20 protein-coding genes and 1 pseudogene are annotated in these 22,716 nt (G+C 67.1%); 11 read left to right on the top strand and 10 right to left on the bottom strand.

From position 1 onward, the window contains the following. The first annotated feature begins 4 nt into the window (after window positions 1–4). The 5 genes and pseudogenes from PI86_RS08415 (at window position 5) to PI86_RS08395 (ending at window position 5,127) form a co-directional block, all read left to right on the top strand. Window positions 5–1,510: a c-type cytochrome gene (locus tag PI86_RS08415; protein WP_014898995.1), complete on the top strand. Its 1,506-nt coding sequence runs from the start codon at window positions 5–7 to the stop codon at window positions 1,508–1,510. Further along, complete coding sequence (locus tag PI86_RS08410) at window positions 1,507–2,160, top strand: GlcG/HbpS family heme-binding protein (RefSeq protein ID WP_235362712.1); 654 nt, start codon at window positions 1,507–1,509, stop codon at window positions 2,158–2,160. Before PI86_RS08415 ends, PI86_RS08410 begins: the two co-directional genes overlap by 4 nt. 271 nt (window positions 2,161–2,431) lie before the next feature. Further along, window positions 2,432–3,910 (top strand): sensor domain-containing diguanylate cyclase, encoded by a 1,479-nt coding sequence (locus tag PI86_RS08405; protein WP_039320912.1) that lies wholly within the window; start codon window positions 2,432–2,434, stop codon window positions 3,908–3,910. Window positions 3,911–4,137: 227 nt separating this feature from the next. After that, a pseudogene (locus tag PI86_RS08400) lies at window positions 4,138–4,689 on the top strand (MFS transporter); the annotation flags it as partial. Between the two features lie 105 nt (window positions 4,690–4,794). Continuing rightward, a complete protein-coding gene (locus PI86_RS08395; protein WP_014898999.1) occupies window positions 4,795–5,127 on the top strand; it encodes a cupin domain-containing protein in 333 nt (110 codons plus the stop codon). A 235-nt stretch (window positions 5,128–5,362) separates the two neighbouring features. Here the strand turns inward: PI86_RS08395 and PI86_RS08390 are convergent, their stop codons facing one another. After that, a complete protein-coding gene (locus PI86_RS08390; protein ID WP_014899000.1) occupies window positions 5,363–5,989 on the bottom strand; it encodes a TetR/AcrR family transcriptional regulator in 627 nt (208 codons plus the stop codon). A 309-nt stretch (window positions 5,990–6,298) separates the two neighbouring features. Between PI86_RS08390 and PI86_RS08385 the strand changes: the two genes are divergently transcribed. Further along, complete coding sequence (locus PI86_RS08385) at window positions 6,299–6,634, top strand: H-NS histone family protein (protein WP_039321327.1); 336 nt, start codon at window positions 6,299–6,301, stop codon at window positions 6,632–6,634. A gap of 52 nt (window positions 6,635–6,686) precedes the next feature. On the opposite strand, the gene PI86_RS08380 is transcribed toward PI86_RS08385, so the two are convergent. Both PI86_RS08380 and PI86_RS08375 read right to left on the bottom strand, forming a co-directional pair. Then, window positions 6,687–7,445, bottom strand: a complete 759-nt coding sequence (locus PI86_RS08380; protein WP_039320909.1) for an SDR family oxidoreductase — start codon at window positions 7,443–7,445, stop codon at window positions 6,687–6,689. A 117-nt stretch (window positions 7,446–7,562) separates the two neighbouring features. Continuing rightward, entirely contained in the window at window positions 7,563–8,507 is a 945-nt protein-coding gene (locus PI86_RS08375; RefSeq protein WP_039320907.1) for a LysR family transcriptional regulator, read from the bottom strand. A gap of 183 nt (window positions 8,508–8,690) precedes the next feature. On the opposite strand from PI86_RS08375, the gene PI86_RS08370 reads away from it, so the two are divergent. Continuing rightward, entirely contained in the window at window positions 8,691–9,905 is a 1,215-nt protein-coding gene (locus PI86_RS08370; protein ID WP_039320905.1) for an FAD-dependent monooxygenase, read from the top strand. An 89-nt stretch (window positions 9,906–9,994) separates the two neighbouring features. On the opposite strand, the gene PI86_RS08365 is transcribed toward PI86_RS08370, so the two are convergent. Both PI86_RS08365 and PI86_RS08360 read right to left on the bottom strand, forming a co-directional pair. Beyond that, window positions 9,995–11,395, bottom strand: coding sequence for an LLM class flavin-dependent oxidoreductase (locus tag PI86_RS08365; protein ID WP_039320903.1), 1,401 nt, complete (start codon window positions 11,393–11,395; stop codon window positions 9,995–9,997). Then, window positions 11,392–12,657: an acyl-CoA dehydrogenase family protein gene (locus PI86_RS08360; RefSeq protein ID WP_039320901.1), complete on the bottom strand. Its 1,266-nt coding sequence runs from the start codon at window positions 12,655–12,657 to the stop codon at window positions 11,392–11,394. Before PI86_RS08360 ends, PI86_RS08365 begins: the two co-directional genes overlap by 4 nt. A gap of 293 nt (window positions 12,658–12,950) precedes the next feature. On the opposite strand from PI86_RS08360, the gene PI86_RS08355 reads away from it, so the two are divergent. Then, window positions 12,951–14,189: an SfnB family sulfur acquisition oxidoreductase gene (locus PI86_RS08355; protein ID WP_039320899.1), complete on the top strand. Its 1,239-nt coding sequence runs from the start codon at window positions 12,951–12,953 to the stop codon at window positions 14,187–14,189. Between the two features lie 95 nt (window positions 14,190–14,284). Here the strand turns inward: PI86_RS08355 and PI86_RS08350 are convergent, their stop codons facing one another. Continuing rightward, complete coding sequence (locus tag PI86_RS08350) at window positions 14,285–15,217, bottom strand: alpha/beta hydrolase (RefSeq protein WP_039320898.1); 933 nt, start codon at window positions 15,215–15,217, stop codon at window positions 14,285–14,287. A 61-nt stretch (window positions 15,218–15,278) separates the two neighbouring features. Then, complete coding sequence (locus PI86_RS08345; RefSeq protein WP_014899009.1) at window positions 15,279–16,376, bottom strand: OpgC domain-containing protein; 1,098 nt, start codon at window positions 16,374–16,376, stop codon at window positions 15,279–15,281. Window positions 16,377–16,755: 379 nt separating this feature from the next. On the opposite strand from PI86_RS08345, the gene PI86_RS08340 reads away from it, so the two are divergent. Continuing rightward, on the top strand, window positions 16,756–17,910 hold the full coding sequence (locus tag PI86_RS08340) for a porin (RefSeq protein WP_039320897.1): 1,155 nt from the start codon (window positions 16,756–16,758) through the stop codon (window positions 17,908–17,910). A 50-nt stretch (window positions 17,911–17,960) separates the two neighbouring features. Here PI86_RS08340 and PI86_RS08335 read toward each other — a convergent pair whose 3' ends face one another. Next, window positions 17,961–18,872 carry a LysR family transcriptional regulator gene (locus tag PI86_RS08335; RefSeq protein WP_014899011.1) on the bottom strand — a complete coding sequence of 304 codons (912 nt, stop codon included), beginning with the start codon at window positions 18,870–18,872 and terminating at the stop codon, window positions 17,961–17,963. Window positions 18,873–19,007: 135 nt separating this feature from the next. On the opposite strand from PI86_RS08335, the gene PI86_RS08330 reads away from it, so the two are divergent. Together PI86_RS08330 and PI86_RS08325 are read left to right on the top strand one after the other, a co-directional pair. After that, window positions 19,008–20,024, top strand: a complete 1,017-nt coding sequence (locus PI86_RS08330) for an aldo/keto reductase (RefSeq protein WP_039320896.1) — start codon at window positions 19,008–19,010, stop codon at window positions 20,022–20,024. A 136-nt stretch (window positions 20,025–20,160) separates the two neighbouring features. Further along, on the top strand, window positions 20,161–20,901 hold the full coding sequence (locus tag PI86_RS08325) for a sulfite exporter TauE/SafE family protein (RefSeq protein ID WP_039320895.1): 741 nt from the start codon (window positions 20,161–20,163) through the stop codon (window positions 20,899–20,901). A 21-nt stretch (window positions 20,902–20,922) separates the two neighbouring features. On the opposite strand, the gene PI86_RS08320 is transcribed toward PI86_RS08325, so the two are convergent. Both PI86_RS08320 and PI86_RS08315 read right to left on the bottom strand, forming a co-directional pair. Next, complete coding sequence (locus PI86_RS08320) at window positions 20,923–21,309, bottom strand: ester cyclase (protein ID WP_039320894.1); 387 nt, start codon at window positions 21,307–21,309, stop codon at window positions 20,923–20,925. Between the two features lie 28 nt (window positions 21,310–21,337). Next, window positions 21,338–22,234, bottom strand: coding sequence for a LysR family transcriptional regulator (locus tag PI86_RS08315; protein ID WP_039320891.1), 897 nt, complete (start codon window positions 22,232–22,234; stop codon window positions 21,338–21,340). Window positions 22,235–22,716: the final 482 nt, after the last annotated feature.

The following is a 22,716-nucleotide window of genomic DNA, read 5'->3' as shown; positions in this document are numbered from 1 at the left end:
ACCGATGAAAGACCGAGTTCAACGGCAGCGCCACGGCGTGCGCAGCGGGTGGCGTCGTATCGCGACAGCATTGCTGGCGGTGGGGATCCTCGGCACCGGCCAGCTTGCGTTCGCGCAAGCGGGGCAGGGTGCAGGCGCGGCGCCGACGGCGTCCGGATCGGCCGATGCCGCACTGATCGAGAAGGGCCACCAGCTTGCGGTGGCGGCCGACTGCATGGCATGCCACACCGCAGTGGGCAGCGGCGAGCCATTCGCGGGCGGCTACGGGATCGCGTCCCCGATGGGCACGATTTATTCGAGCAACATCACGCCGTCGAAGACGGCGGGGATCGGCGACTACACGGAAGCGCAGTTCGGCAAGGCGCTGCGCGAGGGTATCCGCGCGGATGGCCAGCACCTGTACCCGGCGATGCCGTATACGTCGTACAGCGGCCTGACCGACGCAGACGTGCACGCGCTCTACGCGTACTTCATGCAGGGCGTGAAGCCCGTCGACAAGCGTGCGCCGGTCACGGATCTGCCGTTCCCGTTCGGCATCCGCACGTCGATGTCGGTGTGGAACATGATGTTCCTGAAGGACACCCGCTTCGTGCCGGATCCGGCGCATGACGCAGAGTGGAACCACGGTGCGTATCTGTCGAACGTGCTCGCGCACTGCAGCGCGTGCCACACGCCGCGCAACTTCCTGATGGCCGAGGATTTCAGCCGTAACCTGGGCGGGGCGCAGCTCGGCTCGTGGTACGCGCCGAACATCACGTCCGATCCGGTGAGCGGGATCGGCGCGTGGACCGACGCGGAGCTGGTTTCGTATCTGAAGACGGGCCGCGCGCCCGGCAAGAACCAGGCCGCTGGCCCGATGGCGGAAGCGGTGCAGAACAGCCTGCAGTATCTGCCGGACGCGGATCTGAAGGCGATCGTCACCTATCTGCGCAGCACGAAGCCGATTCGCGACGCAGCGGAGCAGAAGCCGGCGTTCAGCCATGGCACGGCGGTCAGCGCCGAGGAGACGCTGCGCGGCACGTCGGCGCTCAATTCGAACGGCACGCTGACGTCCGGCGAAGCGCTCTTCAGCGGCTACTGCGCGAGCTGTCACCGCGTCGACGGCTCGGGCAGCCCGAGCCAGGCGTATCCGTCGCTGTCGAGCAACACCGCAACGGGCGCGCGCAATCCGTCGAACCTGATCTCGGCGATCCTGTACGGCGTCGATCGCGAAGCCGGCGGTGAGCACGTGCTGATGCCGAGCTTTGGCGAGGGCTCGTACGTGCAGTCGCTGAAGGACGACCAGATCGCCGCGATCGCGAACTACGTGCTCACGCAGTACGGTAACGCGGATGCGAAGGTGACGGCCGACGACGTGGCGGTCGCGCGCCGCGGCGGTCCGCAGCCGCTGCTCGCGCGGATGCAGCCGCTGATGCTGCCGGGCATCGTGATCGGCGTGCTCGTGGTCGTGCTGCTGATCGTGTTCGGCCTGTCGCGGCGTCGCGCCGGCGGCAACGCGAAGCGCGCATGACGATGGTGACGGCGGGTGGGGAGCGCGTGCCTGTTGGCGGCACGCGCGTCCGAAGGGCGCTTCATGCGCTTTCTTCGACGCCCGCCAGCCGTCGCCATGTTCCGAACAAGCTTTACGTTTTCAGGATTGCTATCGTGCTAGTGCGATCGTTCAAACTCATTCTGCTCAGTGCAACGATGGCCGTTGCAGCGGGCGCGCAAGCCCAATCAAGCGCTCCGCCCAACGTCCCGGAAAATCTTCCTTACAGCACGCCCTATGGCGCGCCGATCACCCTGGCTCAGGCGCGCCGGGCCATCGATGCTGCCGAGGCGGAAGCACGGCGGCGAAACTGGCAGTACGCCGTTGCTGTCGTCGATAGCGGCGGCAACCTTGTATCGTGCGACAAGATGGACGATACACAACTGGCGTCGCTTCAAATTGCAGAGGCGAAGGCGCAGGCTTCAGTGCGGTTTCGACGGGCAACCAAGGCCATGCAGGATGCCGTCAACGGTGGTTCACCCGGGACGCTGAGCATTCCGGGCATCCTCGCCGGCGAAGGGGGCGTGCCGATTATCGTTGGCGGGAAACTGATCGGCGCAATCGGCACGAGTGGCGGTGCAGGCGTCCAGGATAGCGTTATCGCGGCAGCAGGCGCGGCAGCGATAAAGTGAGCGGGTGTCGTATCGCAGTGGAAAGGCGGTAACGATAAGCCTGACCTGGTACGACCGTGTCGTGCAGCGCGGTGCTGTACGACTTTGGCGGCAGGGCGGCCGCGCTGCGCAACGCAAGCTGACTGTTGACTGCTGTACCGGTCAATCAGCAGGCAACGCCGCAAACGTTTGCGGATTGGTTGCCGAGAACTTTGATATGTCCCCGTCCATATTTTAGTATTCGGTAATCGCGCCGCGCACGTGCGCCCAAGCTTGGATACCAAGGAGACACATGCAACCCAGGTCGGCTGCTCCCTATACCATCGTGGTGATCGGCATCGCGATCGCCTGCGCACTAGTGGGTCTGTGCGTGCTGCAGCTGTTCCAGAGCCGCCACGACGCGCTCGAGCGCGCCAGCGAAGCCTCCCGCAATCTCGGCCTGATTGCCGAGCGCGACATCGAACGCAATTTCGAGCTGTACGACCTGTCCTTGCAGGCGGTAATCAAAGGTCTGCAACGCCATGACGTCATGGCTGCCGAGCCGGCCATGCGGCGCGCCGTGCTGTTCGACAATGCGATGACGGCGCAATTTCTCGGCTCGATGCTGGTGCTCGATGCCGACGGCAATATCATCCTGGATTCGGCCAGCGACGTGCCGCGCCACGGCAATTTCGGCGATCGCAAGTACTTCACCGTCCACCGCGACAATCCGGATGCGGGGCTCTATATGAGTGCCCCGTTCCCGTCGCGCCTGCGCGGCGGTTCGCTGAGCATCGCGCTCACCCGGCGCCTCTCGAACCCGGACGGTTCGTTTGCCGGCATCGCGCTTTTTGCGATCAACCTCGAGTATTTCCATCAGCTGTTTGCCGGCCTGTCACTGGGGCAGCACGGTTCGATTTCGCTGATCGGCAACGACGGCATCATGGTGATGCGCCAGCCGTACGATATCCACACCATTAGTCGCGACATCAGCCGGGCCGCGACCTTCCGGCGCTTCCAGGCCGCGCCGGAGGGGACGTTCTCGGAAACGGCGTCGATCGACGGGGTGCGCCGTCTCTATTACTTCAGGCACCTGCCGAAGCTGCCGCTGATCATCATGGTCGCCAAAGCGGAGGAGGACATCTATGCCGCGTGGCGGCACCGCGCCGTGACGATCGGCGCGCTGGTGGCGACGTTCGGCGCCGCGTTCATTGCGGTGTCCGTCATGCTTGGCTCGCAACTCCGGCGTCGGATGCGCGCCGAGTCGGAACTGGAGTTGCTGGCACGCACCGACGGTCTCACTGGCCTGAACAATCGCCGCAGCTTCGGCGAAGTGCTGGATCGAGAATGGCGTCGTGCACGGCGCGCGCGATCGGTTTTCTCGTTGTTGTTCGTCGATGTCGATCGCTTCAAGGCCTACAACGATACCTACGGTCACCAGGCCGGAGACGACGCGCTGACCGCGGTCGCACGCTGCATCGGCGAGAACATCCGCCGGCCGGTCGATACCGCGGCCCGTTACGGCGGCGAGGAGTTCGTCGTGCTGCTTCCCGACACACCGCAGACCGGAGCCGCCCAGATCGCCGAGCGAATTCGCGCGGCGATCGACGAACTCGCGCTTGAGCACGCCGGCAGCGAGTACGGGCGTGTGACAGCCAGTATCGGCCTGGCGAGCTGGACGCCCGACCAGGATGGAGAGGCGGGCGCCGTGATCAAGGCTGCCGACGAGGCGCTGTACTACGCGAAGGCGACCGGCCGGAACAAGGTCGCCACCGTTCAGGCCCCGGCGTGACGCCGGTCACAGAACGTCATCGCAGGTCGCGCGCCTGGCCCGGGGCTCCGATGGGGACGTGTCGCGAACAGACAGGTTGACCGTCCGCTGTACCGAGGCGCCGGTGAATCGACAACGCAGAAATCCGCGATTGCCATGCGCGCTGCTGTCAAGCGAATGCGGCCGGCAACTTTATGACGCACAACGCATAATTTGTCGATTTATATCGTTTGGGATAACCGGATCGAGAGAACAGAACGATCGCATTTTTCCTGCCGTCGATCCTGTCGCAGTTTCTCGGCGCGGGCGTGTTCGAGACGATCGCGGCGTCGCTCGCGCTGAACGTGCTGTTCGCGTTCCGCGGCGGTCTGCTCGGCATGCGTCGCGCGTATCGATACCCGTCGCGCCATGTCGCGATCGCCGGTTTCGCGCTGCAATTCGTCGCGCTCGTCGCACTCGCGCTGGCGGGGCATCCGCACGGTGCGCTCGCGGTCGGCGTCGTGCTGTTGATGCTCGGCACCTGGTTGTTCGCTGAAGGCTTCGGACCGGGCGCGCAGATGATGATCTATCCGACGTTGTCTTACCCGGCGGCAATCCGCGGCACCGGCGTCGGCTTCGGGCGCTCGCTGTGCGGCATCGGCCAGGCGCTTGCGCTGTTCGTGCTGCCGATCCTGCAAGCGCGCCTCGGCACCGGCATGTTCTGGGTCGTCGCGGTCAGTGCGGCCACGCCGATCGTGTTTCTGTTGATCGTGCGTCATGAACCGACGGCGCGCGATATCGATGACGAGGCGGCCGCGTGAGCGTGGGTCCAGCCGGAACCCGCAAACAAGTTCGCCGCGATGCCGGCCTTCGCGCTACAGTGGTCGACATCCGCCTTCAGACGAAGGCCGACCCGAGGCCGAACCATGCAACTGCAAACCGGCAACCTGTTCAGTATCGAAGGCGCGCGCGGCGCCGACGAGCGAATCGACGTGCTCGTTGCGGGGGCGCACCTGAACGTCGAGCGGATCGTGTCGCTGGGGCACACGAGTCCCGACGGGTTCTGGTATGACGACTCGCGCGCCGAATGGGTGGTGCTGCTGTCTGGCGCGGCGGTGCTCGAGTTCGAAGCGGACGCGACGCTGCACGACATGCGTCCCGGCGACTACGTTCTGATCGAACGGCATTGCCGGCATCGTGTCGCGTGGACGCATCCCGACGAGCCGAGCGTCTGGCTCGCGATCTATTACGATCGCTGAATTGCGCGGGGCACCGGTCTATCCACGCCCCACGCAAGGCATCGTGGTCGCCATGGCGTAGCAGGGGGCGGAGGTGGCGCTCGCCGATCTGGCCGTTACCGCCGCGTCGTCGCGGCGGTCCGCGCGGCGCGCTTGCCCGACTCGTGCCGCTGTCGACGGTCCGTGCAGGCCGGTTGCGCGCAATCCGGCCCCATCGCAGAGCCGCTCAATCCTTTCGCACCCGCGACCTCACCGGTCAACGCACGGGCTTCGCCGAGGCCAGCAAGCTGCGCAGGAACACCATGATCATGTGCCCGATCGGCACCTCGGACAGGATCGACTGTTGCAGCGACAGCCCTTGCGAGAGCCCCATGAACGACACGGCCAGGACGGTCGGCGATTCGGGCGGCGCTTTCTTGCATCGGGCGAAAATCTGTTCGATGCAATAGGCGAGGCCGTCGCGGTGGGTGTCCAGCAACGCCTGCGATGCACGCGCAAAAGCGGGATTGCGACGCCCCTGAAGCTTGAACTCGACGCCTAGCACCGACCACTCGGGCTCGGCATCGACCGTCCGCGACCACGCTTCCAGCGCATCCAGTATGTCGTCCCCGGACGCGGACGGGTCGCTCAGCGCCCGGGCGATGTCGGCCACCTGCGTCGTCGAGCGCTCCCGCATCAGTTCGACGAACAACGCTTCCTTGCTCGCGAAATTCGAATAGAACGCGCCCTGCGTGTAGCCGGCCTCGGCCGCGATATCCCTGAGCGACGTGGCGCCGAAACCGCGCTCGACAAACAGCCGCTTCGCCGCGGCAAGCAAATGTGCGCGGGTCTGCAGTCGACTTTCTTCGCGGGTCAGCCGCGGGGGACGGGGCGCCATGTTCATGGGTGGAAGGATATCAGTTGATATTTGAGATGGATACCATTACGATTGCGTTTCAAATATCACTTGATATGTGAAACGTGTCCGCGATTGTGCCGCTGAATGCCCGCAATGGGCGGGCGCCGGGCAGGCGATCGTATTCGCGCGGGGTCGTCGTTTCGGCGTCGATGTGCCGCGCATGAATGGCATCCGGTACACCGGGTTGACCGCGTGCCGATCAAGTGAATGTGCCCGCATGGGGCGTGGTGAAACAGTCTATTAGTCATGCGAATCATGTCGATTCGCATGCGGGTGCGTGGCGGGAAGCAGAAGATGAGCGTGAGCAAGACCTACGCGCAGCTCGTTGTGGAGCTGGCCGAACTGGACGAGGAAATCGAGCGTGCCCGCGCACGCGAACGCATCGAAGCGATCGCGAAGGTTCACGCGCTGATGGACACCTATGCGATCAAGCATCGCGACCTGGTCGGCCGCAACGGCCGCCGGGGCTCGTACGTCGTGAAAGCCCTGCCGGTGCGCTATCGCGATCCGGCGAGCGGCAAGGAATGGAGCGGGCGCGGCAACGCGCCGCTCTGGATCCGGGGCAAGGACCGCCGTCAGTTCGTCGTATGCAAGCCCCCGTCGATCGGCAAGAAGACCAGAAGGGGTTGACGGAGCATGGGGCGCGCGGCGCGCGGCGCGCGGCGCCGCCAGGTGCGCGGGTTTATCCACGCCCGACGAACGGCATCGTGGTCGCCATGATCGTCATGTTCAGGATGTTGGTATCCAGCGGAAGATTCGCCATCTGCACGACCGCGTTCGCGACATGCGTGACGTCCATGCGTGCCTCGGGGGCCATCCGCCCGTCGGCCTGCAGCACGCCGTCCGTCATCCGGTCCGTCAGCGAGGTCGCCGCATTGCCGATGTCGATCTGGCTGCACGCGATGTTGTAGGTACGGCCGTCGAGCGCGAGCGACTTGGTAATGCCGGCCACCGCATGCTTGGTGGCCGTGTACGCGATCGTATTCGGGCGCGGCGTATAGGCGGAGATCGAGCCGTTGTTGATGATGCGGCCACCTTGCGGCGTTTGCGCTTTCATCAGGCGCCACGCTGCCCGCGCACACAGAAAGACGCCCGTCAGGTTCGTCGCGACGACGTCGTTCCACACGCCGAATTCGTATTCGTCGAGCGGAACGGCCGGCGCATTGCGGCCGGCATTGTTGAAGAGGACATCCAGCCGGCCGAACTGCTCGGCGATCCGCGAGAATGCGTGTTCGACCGACGCTTCGTCGGTGACGTCAGCCCGGAACGTGTGCGCGTCGCCGTGGGCCGTGGTGATCGCCTCGCGGGTTTCACGCAACGATGCTTCGTTGCGCCCGATCAGCGCGACGGTAAATCCCGCGTTGGCGAGTGCGATGGCCGCGGCACGACCGATGCCGGAGCCGGCGCCCGTGACGGCTGCGAATTTCTGCGAGACAGACATGGCTTGATTCCCTGCTGGTTGGATGAGGGGATGAGGCAAGAGGACGGGTTCGACGTACGTCGTGCGCCGGTTCACGCGACATCGTACCGCGCCCCCCGGGCTTGGCGACGCGCGCGACTATTTCTTCCGCCCGGGCGCGGGCTTCCGTCCGCGTGTCTCCGTCTCCGCGAACAGGTCGACCACGACCTCCCGCAACCATCGATTCCCTTCGTCCTGGTTGACCCGCGTATGCCACAGCATATGAATCGGCGCGCCCGGCAGCGTGACCGGCAACGCCCGCCAGCTCAGTGAAAACGGCGCGGCAAGTTGCAGCGCGAGATGCTCCGGCACGGTCGCGATCAGGTCGGTGCGCTGCAGGATATAGCCGACGCTGATGAAATGCGGCACCGTCAGCCGCACCCGGCGCTTCACGCGGCGCCGCTTCAGCCACTCGTCCACCTGCCCGTGACCGGTGCCGGCCGACACCACGACCAGGTGTTCGGCCTCCCGCCATGCGTCGACCGTCAGCGGCGCCTCCTCGAGCGGATGCCCGCGCCGGAACAGGCACACGTAGCGCTGATCGAACAGCCGGCGTTGATAGAACCCGCCCTGCAGCTGCGGCAGCAGCCCGATCGCGAGATCGACGCGGCCGCCGGCCATCTCGTCGGCGAGGTTGACGCTCGTGTTGCGCACCGTGTTGAGCGCGATGCCCGGCGCCGCGCGCGACAGGTGTTCGAGCAGCGCGGGCAGGAACACGACTTCGCCGATATCGGTCATCCCGATCGTCATCGTGCGGGTGGCGCGCAGCGGATCGAAACCGGTCGCGGGATTGAGCGCGGCATGCAGCGTCGACAGCGCCTGCGCAACCGGTTCGGCCAGCCGCAATGCGAACGGCGTCGGGACCACGCCGCCCGGCCCGCGCACGAACAGCGGATCGCCGAGCCGGCGGCGCAGCTTCGCCAGCGCGTTGCTGACGCCCGGCTGGCTCATGTTCATCTGCTCGGCGACGGTCGACACGCGCCGCTCCTGCATCAGCCGCTGGAACAGCAGCAACAGGTTGAGGTCGATTTCGCTCAGTTCCATGGTTCGGCGGTGCCTCCGATCATTCCATTCCGTGATGAAGCAGATTCCACTCATTTTATTGTGGGATGACGGTCCGCTGCTGACAATACCGATACGGCGCAGGCATTCGACAGGCGCGCTGAGCAGGCCACGCGCGCCGCGGCCTCGATTACTCAAGATCTGAACCTCGGAGACACATTCATCATGCAGACGAATCTGAAGATTGCGATCGTCGGTGCCGGCATCGGCGGCCTGACGCTGGCGCTCGCATTGCGCGAGCGCGGCATCGACGCGCAGTTGTACGAGCAGACCGACGTGCTGCGCGAAGTAGGGGCGGCCGTTGCGCTGTCGGCCAATGCGACGCGCTTCTACGAACGGATGGGATTGCGCCCGGCCTTCGACGCCGTGTGCGCGGAGATCCCGGCCCTCGTCTATCGAGACGGTCGCAGCGGCGCGGTGATCGGCCATCATCGCGGCGAGCCCGACTATCGCCGGCAATTCGGCGGATCGTACTGGGGCGTGCACCGTGCCGACCTGCAGGCAATCCTGTCGAAGGCGGTCGGCATGGAGCAGATTCATCTCGGCCATCGGCTGGTCGATCTCGCGCAGCATCCGGATCGGGTCACGCTGACCTTCGACAACGGCGCACGCGTCGACGCCGATCTCGTGATCGGCGCGGACGGCGCGCGTTCGATCACGCGGCGCTGGATGCTCGGCTACGACGACGTGTTGTATTCAGGGTGTTCGGGCTTTCGCGGCGTGGTGCCGGCCGAGCGGATGGACCTGCTGCCCGATCCCGAGACGATTCAATTCTGGGTCGGGCCGCACGGGCATCTGCTGCACTATCCGATCGGCGACAACGGCGATCAGAACTTCCTGCTGGTCGAGCGTCATCCGTCGCCGTGGCCATCGCGCGACTGGGTCATGCCGGCGGAAGAAGGCGAGCAGTTGCGCCTGTTCAAGGACTGGCATCCGGCGGTGGTGCAGATGATCAGCGCGGTACCGATCAGCCAGCGCTGGGGGCTGTTCCACCGGCCGCCGCTCGGCCGCTGGAGCCGCGGGCGCGTGACGCTGATCGGCGACGCCGCGCACGCGCTGGTGCCGCATCACGGGCAGGGCGCGAATCAGTCGATCGAGGACGCGGTGGTGCTGGCCGCGCAACTGGCGATGGCGGGGCCCGGCAACTGGCGTGAGGCGCAGGAAGCCTACGAGCGGCTGCGGCGCGGCCGCACGCGCAAGGTGCAGTACGCGTCGATCTCCGCGGCCGACGTGCTGCATCTGCCCGACGGGCCGGCCGCGCAGGCGCGCAATGCGCGTCTGGGCGAGCGCGACAGCGTGCTGCATCACCTGGACTGGATTCACGATTTCGACGCGCTCGCCGACGAGCCGAACGAGCGGCAGGGCGGTACGTGGCTTTGAGCGGCAGGGGCCGGTGCGATCTGCAGGTGCCGGTCGGGGCGGCCGGCGCGGCATTCACGTAGCCGCGCGCCGGCCAGCGTGGATGGCCGTCACGCGTAGTCGGCAACCTGTTCCGTATCGCGCTTGACCTGCTCGATGTCGCGAAACCGCGCGGCCGGATGCGCGTCCGGCAATCGCGCCGAGCCGCCGAACAGCTTCTCGCGCAGCGTGCCCGGCGCATATTCGGTCGGATAGACGCCGCGCCGCTGCAATTCCGGCACGAGGTGGCGCACGATGTCCTCGAACGTTTCGTGCGCAACGGCATACGCGAGATTGAAGCCGTCGACGTCGGTCGCCTCGACCCATTCCTGCAGGATGTCCGCGACGGTCTGCGCCGAGCCGACGAACACCGGCCCCATCCCGCCGATGCCGCCCCAGGCCGCCAGTTCCTCGATCGTCCACGCGGTATCGCAGCCCGCCAGATGCTCGACCGCCGAGACGATCGCATTCGTTTCGACACGCCTGACGGGATCGGTCGGCGCATACTGGCCGAAATCGATGCCGGTCCAGCCGGACATGAACACGAGCGAGCCGTCGTACGACACGTAGCGGCGATACTCGTCGAACTTCGCCTGCGCCTTCTCGTCGGTCTCGTCGACGATCACCGTGACGAGGTTGTAGATCAGCACGTCGCGCCGATCGCGACCCGCGGCCGCGGCCTGCGCGCGCACGTCGGCGACATAGCGCGCGAGCTGCGGGCGGGTCGGCGCGGCGACGAACACGCATTCGGCGTGCTGCGCGGCGAACGCCTTGCCGGGGCCGGACGCGCCGGCCTGGAACAGCACCGGCGTGCGCTGCGGCGACGGCTCGCACAGGTGATAGCCGGGCACGTCGAAGAAGCGCCCCTTGTGGCCGATCTCGTGCACTTTCTCCGGATGCGTGAACACGCGGCCGTCGCGATCGCGCACCACCGCGCCATCTTCCCAGCTGCCTTCGAACAGCTTGTACAGCACCTCGACGTATTCGGCCGCGACCGCATAGCGGTCATCATGCGTGCGCAGCCCGTTGTCGCCGACGTTCTTCGCACCGCTTTCCAGGTACGACGTGACGATATTCCACGCGAGCCGGCCCTTGGTGTGATGGTCGGCGGTCGACAGCCGGCGCGCGAACGTGTACGGATGCTCGAACGTCGTCGATGCGGTGATGCCGATGCCGAGATGCTCGGTCGCCATCGCGATCGGCGCGGCGAGCTGCAGCGGATCGTTGACCGGGATCTGCGCGGCCTGGTGCAGCGCGTGGTAGTTGCTGCCCTGGTAGACGTCGTAATAGCCGATTACGTCCGCGATGAAGATTGCGTCGAAGATCCCGCGTTCGAGCACGCGGGCGAGATCGGTCCAGTAGTCGAGATCCTTGTACTGCCACGAGCGATCGCGCGGATGCGCCCACAGCCCCGGCGATTGATGGCCGACGCAGTTCATCTCGAACGCGTTGAAGCGGATGGTCTTGCTCATCGGGCGGCTCCGGTTTCCGTGCCGGCGGCTGCATCTGCACCGTTGCCGACGCGCCAGACGAACGGCGGCGTGCGGCCGTTGATCACCCAGTCGCCGACGATGCGCGCCTTGTAGACGAGCGGATTGTGCGACGACACCGTGCGCGCGTTGCGCCAGTGACGGTCGAGCGCGGTCGGGCTGCGCGTCGCGGATGCGCCGAGTGCGTCGAACAGGCGCGTCGCCGCGCGCAGTACGAGTTCCGACACGACGAGCTGGCTTTGCGCGGATTCGATTTCGGCCGCGACGTTCGCGGCGTGCTCGGCTTCGTCGTCGTTACCGAAGCGTGCGAGGTACGCGTGCTGCAGCGGTTGCGCGGCACGCAGCGCGAGTGCGTCGGCCGCATAGGCCCACGACGCGATTTCGCCGATCACCTGCTGGAGTTGCGCATCGTCGCCGGCGCGCGCTGCGTTGCCATGGCTGTACACGCGTGTGCGGCCGCGCACGAGTTCGCCCGCGTCGCGCACGATCGCACGGCCGATGCCGGCCAGCGTGGCCACGTGGAACAGCTGGTAGAACGCGGTCTGATATTTGAAGCGGCGCGCGAAATCGGTCACGTGGTCGGCGTCGACCGCCGCATCCTCGAAGCGCGTCGTGCCGCTGCCGGTCGTCGTCTGGCCGAAGCCGTCCCAGTCGTCTTCGCGGATCACGCCGGGCTGCGCGGTGGCGACCGCGACGATCACGTCGCCGCCGTCATGCGCGCGCTGCGCAAACACGTCGATCCAGTCCGCGAACAGGCTGCCGGTGCTGTAGAACTTCCGGCCGTTCAGCACGAGCCGGCCGTTCTGCTCCGACACCTTCGTGATGGTCTGGCCGAGCGGAACGTCGCCGGCCTCCGACCACGCGTTGCCGACGAGCTGGCCGCTCGCGAAGCGGTCGAACCATATCGTGCGCTGCGGCCCGGGCGGCGCGTTCAGCCAGTCCTCGACGAACGCGAAGTGTCCGCGCAGCGCCTGCGGCAGATTGGAATCGGCGGCGGCGAGTTCGGTCAGCAGCTGGAACAGCTGCGGCAGCGATGCGCCGGCGCCGCCGTCGCGCACCGGCAGCCGTACCGCGCCGAAGCCGGCGGCTTTCAGCCAGCCGATCGCTTCATGCGGCAGTTCACGGCGGCGCTCGCGCTCGGCGGTGCCGGCGGCGATGCGCTCGAAGATCGGCCGGAACCGGCTGGCGAGTGCGTCATAGTCGGTGCCGGTGGAAAGATCGGTATCTGCGTGCGACGAAGTCATGCGGTGTTCCTCGAAGGGCGGGGCCGTTTGCACCGGGAGGCCAGTATAGGAAGCGCGGCGCGAGCGTTCCAATAACGGATTCGCAGATCGTTATCGTCGCTGCGCATTACGCGGATCGGCACGCGCAGGGTCGACGCCTGGGCAGCGATTGCGGCGTCGAAGCGCGGGATCGAACGCTGTTCCTGGCGATGTCGTTTGTTATCCGAAGGAATATCGTTACGAGAATCGCTCGGTTTGCCGGCCCGCGACGCACTGCTAGATTGAATGCTTTCGTCATTCGACAGGAGAGCCCGATGTCCGATACGAGCGCCACGATTCAGGAACGGCAGGCCGATGTGAAACCGCAGGTGGCCCGCGTGATCGCCGACGACACACAGGCGATCGCGGTCGCGCATACGCTCGCGCAGCGGCTCGCGGAAGGGGCGGCCGAGCGGGATCGGGAGCGCCGGCTGCCGCACGACGAGATCGAATGGTTCTCGCAGTCCGGGCTGTGGGCGATCACGGTGCCGAAGGCCTACGGCGGCGCGGGTGTATCGCATGTGACGCTCACCGAGGTGATCAAGATCGTCGCGGCGGCCGATGCGTCGCTCGGGCAGTTGCCGCAGAACCACTTCGGGCTGGTCGACGTGATCACGCTGACCGGTACCGACGCGCAGAAGCGCCATTTCTTCGCGGAAATCCTGAGCGGCAAGCGCTTCGGCAACGGCTTTTCGGAGAAGGGCACGAAGCACGTGCTCGACCTGAAGACGCGCGTGCGCCGCAATGGCGACGAGTATGTCGTCGACGGCACGAAGTTCTATTCGACCGGCGCGCTGTTCGCGCACTATGTGCCGGTGCTCGGCCTCGACGATGCGCAACGCGCGTGGCTCGCCTATGTCCCTCAGCCGACGCCGGGGCTGACCGTGATCGACGACTGGTCGGGCTTCGGGCAGCGCACGACCGCGAGCGGCACGGTGGTGCTCGACAGCGTGCGCGTGCCGGCTTCGCATGTGCTGAACGCGCAGCGCGTATCGGACGAGCCGACGCTCAACGGCCCGCTGTCGCAGATCATTCAGGCGGCGATCGATGCCGGCATCGCGAAGGCCGCGATCGCCGATACCGAGGCGTTCGTGCGCACCCGCACGCGGCCGTGGGTCGACAGCGGCGTGGAGCGGGCGGCCGACGATCCGTTGATCGTCCGCGAGATCGGCCGTCTGCATATCGGGCTGCATGCGGCGGAAGCGCTGCTCGAACGCGCGGCGCGCACGCTCGACGAGATCGGCGCGCGCGGCACCGTGACCGACGACGATGTCGCGCGCGCATCGGTCGCGGTCGGCGAAGCGAAGGTGCTGACGACCGAGATCGCGCTGCTCGCGGGCGAGAAGCTGTTCGAGCTGGCCGGCACGCAGTCGACGCTCGCCGAACACAATCTCGACCGGCACTGGCGCAATGCGCGCACGCATACGCTGCACGATCCGGTGCGGTGGAAGTACCACCTCGTCGGCAACTACTACCTGAATGGGGTGCGGCCAGCGCGCCATGCGTGGAACTGAATCGCGCGCGATCCGGCCGGGCAGCCGCAGGCTGCGACGGCGGATGAAGCGTCAGGCCGCCGGCAAGCGGTCGCCTGATGCGTGATCCGGCTTCGTCACTTCACGCACTCCAGCGCGTACTTCAACCCCTGCCCGAGCACCCCGCGCCACACGTCCCACGTATGTCCGCCGTCGACGATGCGTAGCTCCGCGGGGTTCTGCGCGCGGCGCAGCTGCGTGTACAGCACGCTCGATTCCGCCTGGATCGTCAGGTCGTCGTCGCCGGCCGCGATGAACATCGGCACGCGCCAGCTTCGCGCGAAATAACCGCGCATCAGCGTCGGGTAGTTGAGCTCGTGCCACACGCGCGAGTCGAACTGCCGGTCGCCGAACACGCCGACATAGCGCGCGGCGGAATTCAGCGGCGGCTCGTTCGCGTAGATCGCGGGGCTCAGCAGCATCGCGCCGCAGAACAGGCCCGGTTCGAGCAGCGAGAAGCGCAGCGCGCCGAAGCCGCCCATCGACACGCCGCCGATCGCGCGTCCCGCGCGCTGGTTCGACACCGCGAAGTGCGCTTCGACTTCCGGCAGCAGGTCGTTGAGGAACGCGCTCTGCATCTTCTCCTTGCGATCGACGTACCAGTCGGTGCCGCCTTGAGGCATCACGATCACGACGGGCGGGATCTCGTGGCGCTCGATCAGTGTGTCGGCGGTGGCCTGCAGGCGGCCCTGCGTGATCCAGTCGTTCGCGTTGCCGGCATTGCCGTGCAGCAGGTACATCACCGGATAGCGCGCGCCTTCCGGGTTGTAGCCGGGCGGCATGTACACCGTGTATGACCAGTCGCGCTTGAGGGACGCCGAACGGAACGAGCGCAGCACGATGCTGCTGCCCGGATTGACCGGCGCCTCCTGGGCGGCCGGCCCGAGCGTGGCGGGCGGGACGAGCGCGGTCGCCGTCGGCGAAACCGGCGGCGCGCCCGGCGTGGCGTGGGCTGTGGCGAGGGAGCCGGCGATCAGGGCGACGGCGAACGGAAGGGCGAGTCGGCGCATGGCGAATCGTTTCAGGAAAGGCGCACGCTATCGTAGCAGCGGCGCATGACGGCGCGGCGCGTCATCGCCGCGAACGGAACGGCAGCCGCGACATGAGCGGCGCATACAGCTTGGCGACGAGATACAGCAGGCCCATCGCGACGACGTCGGCGGTCAGGCCGAGCGGCACGTCGATATAGCCTTCGGTCGCCTGGTAAAGCAGCGAATCGACCGCGAGCGAGATGCCGGTGCCGGCCACGAAGCACAGCAGCCCCTGGCGGCCGATCGTGCCGATCCACGGCATCGCGTGCGCGACCTTCTTCATCCACCCGAGGTGCACGAGCTTGGCCGCGAGCCACGCGATCGCGAGGAAGTTCGCGAGCCGCAGCGCGCCGAGGTTCTGCTTGATCGACGGATCGGTCGGGAACGGCTCGATGCGCAGCCGGTAGTACGCGCCGGCCGCGACGATCGCGAGCGCCGCGGCCGTCAGCAGCCAGCCCTGCGGCTTCGGCGCGAGCGTCTGGTAGACGGGCTGGCAGCGCGCGATCACGCCGAGCACGAACAGGAACTGCCACGCGAACGGGTTGAAGTCCCACGGCGCGCCTTCGACGGTCGGCAGGAAGCGCGCGACGTGCGGTGCCGCGTACCAGAGCGAGCCGCTGAACGCGAGCATCAGCCACGGCTGGGTGCGCGCAAGCGGCAGCGCGAGCGGGACGAGCAGCGCGAAGAACGCGTACATAGGCAGCACCGACGCCAGATACGGCTGGCGGCGGAACAGCAGGATATCGCGCAGCGCGGCGAGCGGCTTGTGGAGCAGGCCGTCGAGATCGTTGGTCGGCATGTTCGGACCGTCGATCGAGAACGCGTTCAGCACGGCCGTGATCAGCAGCATCAGGCCGGCCGTCACAAGGAATGCGCGGTAGATCTCGAACGCACGGCGGATGAAGCGCTGGCGCGCGGCGGCCTCGTCGTGCCGCTCGGCGAGCGAGTTGTATGCGATGGCGGTCGCGAAGCCGCCGAGGAACACGAACACCTCGGCCGCGTCGCACAGCGCGTACGCATGCAGCGTCACGCGCGACAGGATGCTGCCGCCGATGTGGTCGACGACGATCACGAGCAGCACGAGGCCGCGGAAGAAATCGAGCTCGGCGTAGCGGCCGGCCCGGGCGGCGGCGGTCATCGGGCCGCCTCCTGGCGCGCGCCGCGTGCGCGGCCGGCACCTGCCGCGCGTGAATCGGGGTGAAGCATGACTTCGTGAAAAAATGACGAACGGATGCGCATTGTGCCACCGATGCGACGCCGCCCGGGTTTACGCGGATGGCGGGCCGGCTCGCGGCTGCCGATAAGCCTGGTCAGGCAATCGGACGAACGGGGCCAGTTGGACGAGCGCAACGCTTTGTGCGCCGCTCCCACGCCTCGATAGACGGGCGGTTTGCGACGTGACACCATTTTGTCGGCGCGGCCGCACACCGCGCAGTCCGCCCTGCGGGCCACTCATATAACAGACCAAACAATCGTCGGGCGAAAGGCCTGCCCGACCCCGGCTCCGGAGATCCGTCATGAAGAAGCACGTCATTTTTGCCGCCGCGCTGGCAGCCTTCGCCGCGCCGGCCTTCGCGCAGGACAGCGTGACGCTGTACGGCCTGATCGACGAGGGCTTCAACTACACGAACAACGTGAACGTGAACGGGGTCGGAAAAGCGAATTACCAGCTCGCGAGCGGCTATGCGCAGGGCAGCCGCTGGGGTCTGAAGGGTAGCGAGGATCTGGGCGGCGGGCTGAAGGCGATCTTCACGCTGGAAAACGGCTTCGACGTGAACAACGGCCGGTTCAACCAGGGCGGCCGGATGTTCGGCCGCCAGGCGTTCGTCGGCCTGAGCGCGTCGCGATTCGGCACGCTGACTTTCGGCCGCCAGTACGATTCCGTCGTCGACTATCTCGCGCCGCTGACCGCGAACGGCAACTGGGGCGGCACGCTGTTCTCGCACCCGTTCGACAACGACAACACCGACAACTCGTTCCGCGTCAACAACACGGTCAAGTACTCGAGCCCCGACTGGAACGGGCTGTCGTTCGGCGGCACCTACAGCTTCAGCAACGGCACGGGCTTCTCGACCAACCGCCAGTACAGTGTCGGCGCGCAGTATTCGCTGGCCGGGCTGCAGGTCGCGGCCGCGTATCTGCAGGCGAACAGCCCGGGCGTCGGCAGCGCGGGCGCGATCGCGGCCGACGACGCGAACTTCATCGCGGACCGCCTGCGTATCTTCGGCGGCGGCGTCAACTACACGTTCGGCCCGGCGACGGTCGGCTTCGTCTATACGAAGACGGACGTGAAGAACCCGGTGTCGACCGTCTACCTGCCGGCGTCGACATTTTCGGGCCTCGGATTGACCGCGACCAAGTTCCAGAACTTCGAGATCAACGGCAAGTACCAGCTCACACCCGATTTCTATCTCGGCGCGCAGTACGTGTACACCGACGGCAAGTTCGACGGCGCAGCCGGCTCGATCAAGCCGAAATACCACACGGTCGGGCTGATGGCCGACTACAGCCTGTCCAAGCGCACCGACGTCTACCTGCAGGGTGCATGGCAGAAGGTCGGCGGCGACAAGACGGGCACCGCGGCGGACGGCGGCTACGTGGTCGGGACGGATGGCCCGTCGTCGTCGTCGAACCAGTTCGCGGTGCGCGCCGCGATCCGCCACAAGTTCTGATGATCTGATCGGGCGGCGCCGGGGCCCGCTTGCTCCGGCGCCGGCCGCCGTCACGCCACCCGGTGCGCGTCGCCGAGCGTGTGCGCGAGCCAGTCGACGAAGATCCGTACGCGCGGTGCCAGGTGCCGGCCGTTCGGAAACACGACCGACACCGGCAGCGGCGCGGCATGCCATTCCGGCAGCACCTCCACCAGCGAGCCGTCTTCGAGCAGCGGCGCGAGCCCGTCGCGCGGCGCCTGGATCAGGCCGAGGCCGGCGATGCAGCACGCGAGATACGCCTGCGAGCTGTTCACCGCGACCACGCTGCGCATCCTGATCGTTTGCAGCGCGCCCGTATCCATGTCCGTATATTCCCAGTCGAGTTCGCGGCCCGTGCGGCTCGAGAAATAGCCGACCGCGACGTGGTCGGGCAAATCGTCCGGCGAGCGCGGTGTGCCGTGCCGCGCGAGATACGCGGGCGACGCGCAGTTGATCTGCGCCATCTCGCCGACGCGCCGCGCGACCAGCGACGTGTCGGACAGCACGCCGACCCGTACCGCGCAGTCGATCCCGTCGGCGACGAGATCGACGAAGCGGTCGGTCGTGCTGAGTACGACGCGCAGGTCGGGATATCGCGCGTGGAAATCCGGCAGCGCCGGAATCACCTTGTTCAGCGCGAAGCGCTCGGGCAGGTCGATGCGAATCAGGCCGCGCGGCGACGCACCGGCGGCGTCGAACAGCGTCTCCGCATCGTCGAGATCGGCCAGCAGCCGCATGCAGCGCTCGTAGTAGGTCGCGCCTTCCGCGGTCAGCGCGACTCGCCGCGTGGTCCGCTGCAGCAGGCGCACCTTCAGGTGTTTCTCCAGATACTGGACGGCATTGCTGACCGTCGGGCGCGGCAATTGCAACTGCTCGGCCGCTTTCGTGAAACTGCCGAGGTGGGCGACGCGCGCAAAGATGCGCATTGCATGCAGATGATCCATGCGGGGCGTTGGTGGATTGGAACAGGCTCCATTGTTAATCAGCGTCGAATGATTTGGTTGGGCGTTTCGCGTTTATCGCGCGCCGCAATGCGTCCAGAATCCGCTTCATCCACTCACCACCGCAAGGAAACGGACATGGACACGCGTCAACTGGGCCGCACGGGCCCGCAGGTTTCGGCGATCGGGCTTGGCTGCATGGGAATGTCGGATCTCTACGGGCCGGCGGATCGCGACGAAAGCATCGCGACGCTGCACGCGGCGCTCGACCACGGGATCACGCTGCTCGATACGGGCGACTTCTACGGGATGGGCGACAACGAGATGCTGATCCGCGACGCGCTGCGCGGCCGGACGCGCGACCAGGTGCTGATCAGCGTGAAGTTCGGCGCGCTGCGCGACCCGGCCGGCGCGTTCGTCGGCTATGACGCACGGCCGGCGGCGATCCGCAACTTCGTCGCCTATTCGCTGAAGCGGCTCGGCACCGACCACATCGACATCTACCGGCCGGCGCGGGTCGATCCGGCGGTGCCGATCGAGGAGACGGTCGGTGCGATCGCCGATCTGGTGAAGGCCGGCTACGTGCGCCAGATCGGCCTGTCGGAGGTCGGTGCCGACACGATCCGCCGCGCGGCGGCCGTCGCGCCGATCGCGGATTTGCAGATCGAGTACTCGCTGCTGTCGCGCGGGATCGAGGCGGACATCCTGCCCGTCTGCCGCGAACTCGGGATCGGTGTGACGGCCTACGGCGTGCTGTCGCGCGGGCTGCTCGGCGGCGGCTGGAGCGCGGCACGGCAGGGCGAGCGCGATTTCCGCGCAGCCAGCCCGCGCTTCCAGGGCGAGAACCTCGCGCACAACCTCGCGCTGGTCGACGCGCTGCGCGCGATCGCCGACGAGAAGGGCAGCAATCCGGCGCAGATTGCGATTGCGTGGGCGCTGTCGCGCGGCGATGACATCGTGCCGCTGATCGGCGCACGCAAGCGCACGCAACTCCAGGACGCGCTTCAGGCGTCTAAATTGCAACTAACGGTCAATGATCTCGCTCGCATCGAAGCGGCGGTTCCCGCCGGGGCGGCTGCCGGTGAACGTTATCCCGCCGCACAGATGGCGCACCTCGACAGCGAGCAGGGACGCGGGCCGGCGCACGGGGCCTGAACGGCGGGCATCGCGGGGTGACAGGGCGACGGGCCCCGCCGGGCGGGCCCTAGCCAGCCTCAGGCAAAACCAGATGGCGGGCGGCGTGGCGGTGGTTCACCATCGGCGCCGTACTCAACCGGACGGAACGCCCGCCATGCAAATTCATACGCTGACGATCATCGTGCTGGTCTTTCTGCTGGCCGGCGCGGTCAAGGGGATGATCGGCCTCGGGCTGCCGACGATCGCGATGGGGCTGCTGACGCTCGCGATGCCGCCGTCGGCCGCCGCGAGCCTGCTGCTCGTGCCGTCGTTCATCACCAATGTATGGCAATTGTGGCTCGGCCCGTCGTTCGGGCCGCTGCTGCGACGCCTGTGGCCGCTGCTCGCCGGTCTCGCGATCGGCACGCTGACGGGCGGGCTGCCCGCGCTTGCGGCCGGCAGCGCATGGACGCACGCGGCGCTCGGCGTCGTGCTGGTCGCGTACGGGTGCTGGGGGCTCGCCGCCGCCCGGCTGCCCGCGCCGGGGCGTCACGAACCGTGGCTGTCGGCCGCGGTCGGCTACCTGACGGGCGTCGTGACGGCCGCGACCGGCGTGTTCGTCGTGCCGGCCGTGCCGTACCTGCAGGCGCTGCGGCTGTCGAAGGACGACCTGATCCAGGCGCTCGGGCTGTCGTTTACCGCGTCGACGATCGCGCTCGGCCTGCAGTTGCGCGTGACGGGCGCGCTGCAGACGGTCGATCTCGGCGTGTCGGCGCTGGCGCTGGTGCCGGCGCTCGCGGGCATGGCGGGCGGCCAGTATGCGCGGCGCGTGATGAGCGAGCAGGCGTTCAAGCGCTGCTTCTTCGTCGGGATGATCGCGCTGGGCGCGTACATGGCCGCGTCCGGGCTTCGGTGAGCGGCGCGGCGGCCCGCATCGTCAAAGCTGCGCTTCGATCGCGGCCTTGTCGATCACCGACCAGACCTGGCGGATCTTGCCGTCGTGAAATTCGTAGAACACGTTCTCGGCGAACGTGACGCGCGTACCGTCGACGGCGAGCCCCATGAACCTGCCTTTCGGCGAACACGCGAAGCGAAGCCGGCACGCGACGCGCGGCGGCTCGCACGCGAGCAGCCGGATGTCGAAACGGAGATCCGGGATGTCGCGGAAATCCTGCTCCAGCATCGCGCGGTAACCAGCCAGCCCGAGCGGCCGATCGTTGTGGATCACGTTGTCGGCGACGTACTCGCCGAGCGCCGGCCAGTCCTGCCGGTTCAGGCAGTCGATGTATGCGCGGTAGCGCACGGCGAGATCGGGTGCGGTCATGGCTGCGGTGCCTCCTCGTGCATTCCGTTCAAAGCGGCGGTGACTCGCCGGACAGGTACGACACGAACGCATGCGTGTATTTCGGCAGCGCATCGAACGACCGCGCGCAGAGCGTCAGCTTCCGGTGGCTCCACGCGTCGGACAGCTCGACGAGCCGCACGTCCATCGTCTGCATCGCCCGCTCGGCTGCGTGGCGTGACACGATGCCGATCCCCACGCCGCTTTCGATCACGCGGCAGATTGCATCGAAACTCTTCAACTGCACACGGTAGCGGATTCGCTTGCCGAGTGCGCGCGCCTGGTCGGCGAGATGGACCTGCAGCGCGCTGCCGTCGGTGAGCCCGATGAAGTCCGCATCGGCGATCTCGTCGAACGTGACCTGGCCGCGCGCAGCGAGCGGATGCCCGGCCGGCACCACCACGATCAGCCAGTCCTCGCGGAACGGCTTCTGTTCGAGCCCGCCGAGCCCGACCGAATCGGCGACGATGCCGACCTCGGCCGTCTTGTTGCGGATCGCATGCACGATCTCCTGGCTCGCGCGTTCCTCGACGCTGATCGACAGTTTAGGGTGATGCGGCAGGTAGGCGGCCAGCGCGTCCGGCAAGTATTCGCTCAGCGATGCCGTGTTGCACAGCAGCCGGATATGCCCGCGCAATCCCTGCCCGTATTGCTGCAACTCGCCACGCATGTGGTCGATCTGCTGCAGCACGGTGCGCGCATGGTGCTCGAGCGCACGGCCGGCGTCCGTCGCCTGCGCGCCCGACTTGGTCCGGTGCAGCAGCGGCACGCCGAGTTCGTCCTCCATCCCGCGAATGCGCTCGCTCGCGGCCTGCAGCGTGATGTGGGTCCGCTCGGCGCCGCTCGTGATCGTGCCGGCCTCGCAGATGTTCAGGAAGAGCCGCAGGTCGGTCAGGTCGAAACGCATGGTTGGGGCGCGGCGCGTGAAGGTTGGAATGGCCGATAAGTTAGCAGGAACCGCCGCGCCGGTCTCAGGCGCAGCCTGAGGCCCCGTTCGCCGCTTCCGCATTTTCGGGGCGGGATCGATGCCGGATCATGGCCGCATATCAACCGGGGGAGACGGTCATGCGGGTCGATTCGTCGTGGGGTGTGTCGTTCAAGATCGCGCTGCATCTGCTGTTCCTGTGCATCGGCATCGCATGGGCCTGCGCGGAGCTGGTCGACTGGCTGCGTTGAGCGGGTGGCCGACGCCGGGCGCGCGTTGGTCTCGCGTCCATTGAAAGCGATTCGAAATATCGCCGGGAGGTGAAATTTCTTCCGCTTCAGGCGGCGGGAACCGTCAAGTTTTTCCGAATTCGGCCGTTTTACCGGTAGCAAATGTGCGCCGGCGTCCGGTTCGTGATGGTTTGTCATCATTGTTTGCATCCGGTTACACGTGTGCCGTTCCGT

This window comes from Burkholderia sp. A9 (assembly GCF_000801975.1).
Note: the sequence above shows the minus strand (reverse complement) of the source record. Positions and strands in the feature narration are given on the sequence as shown.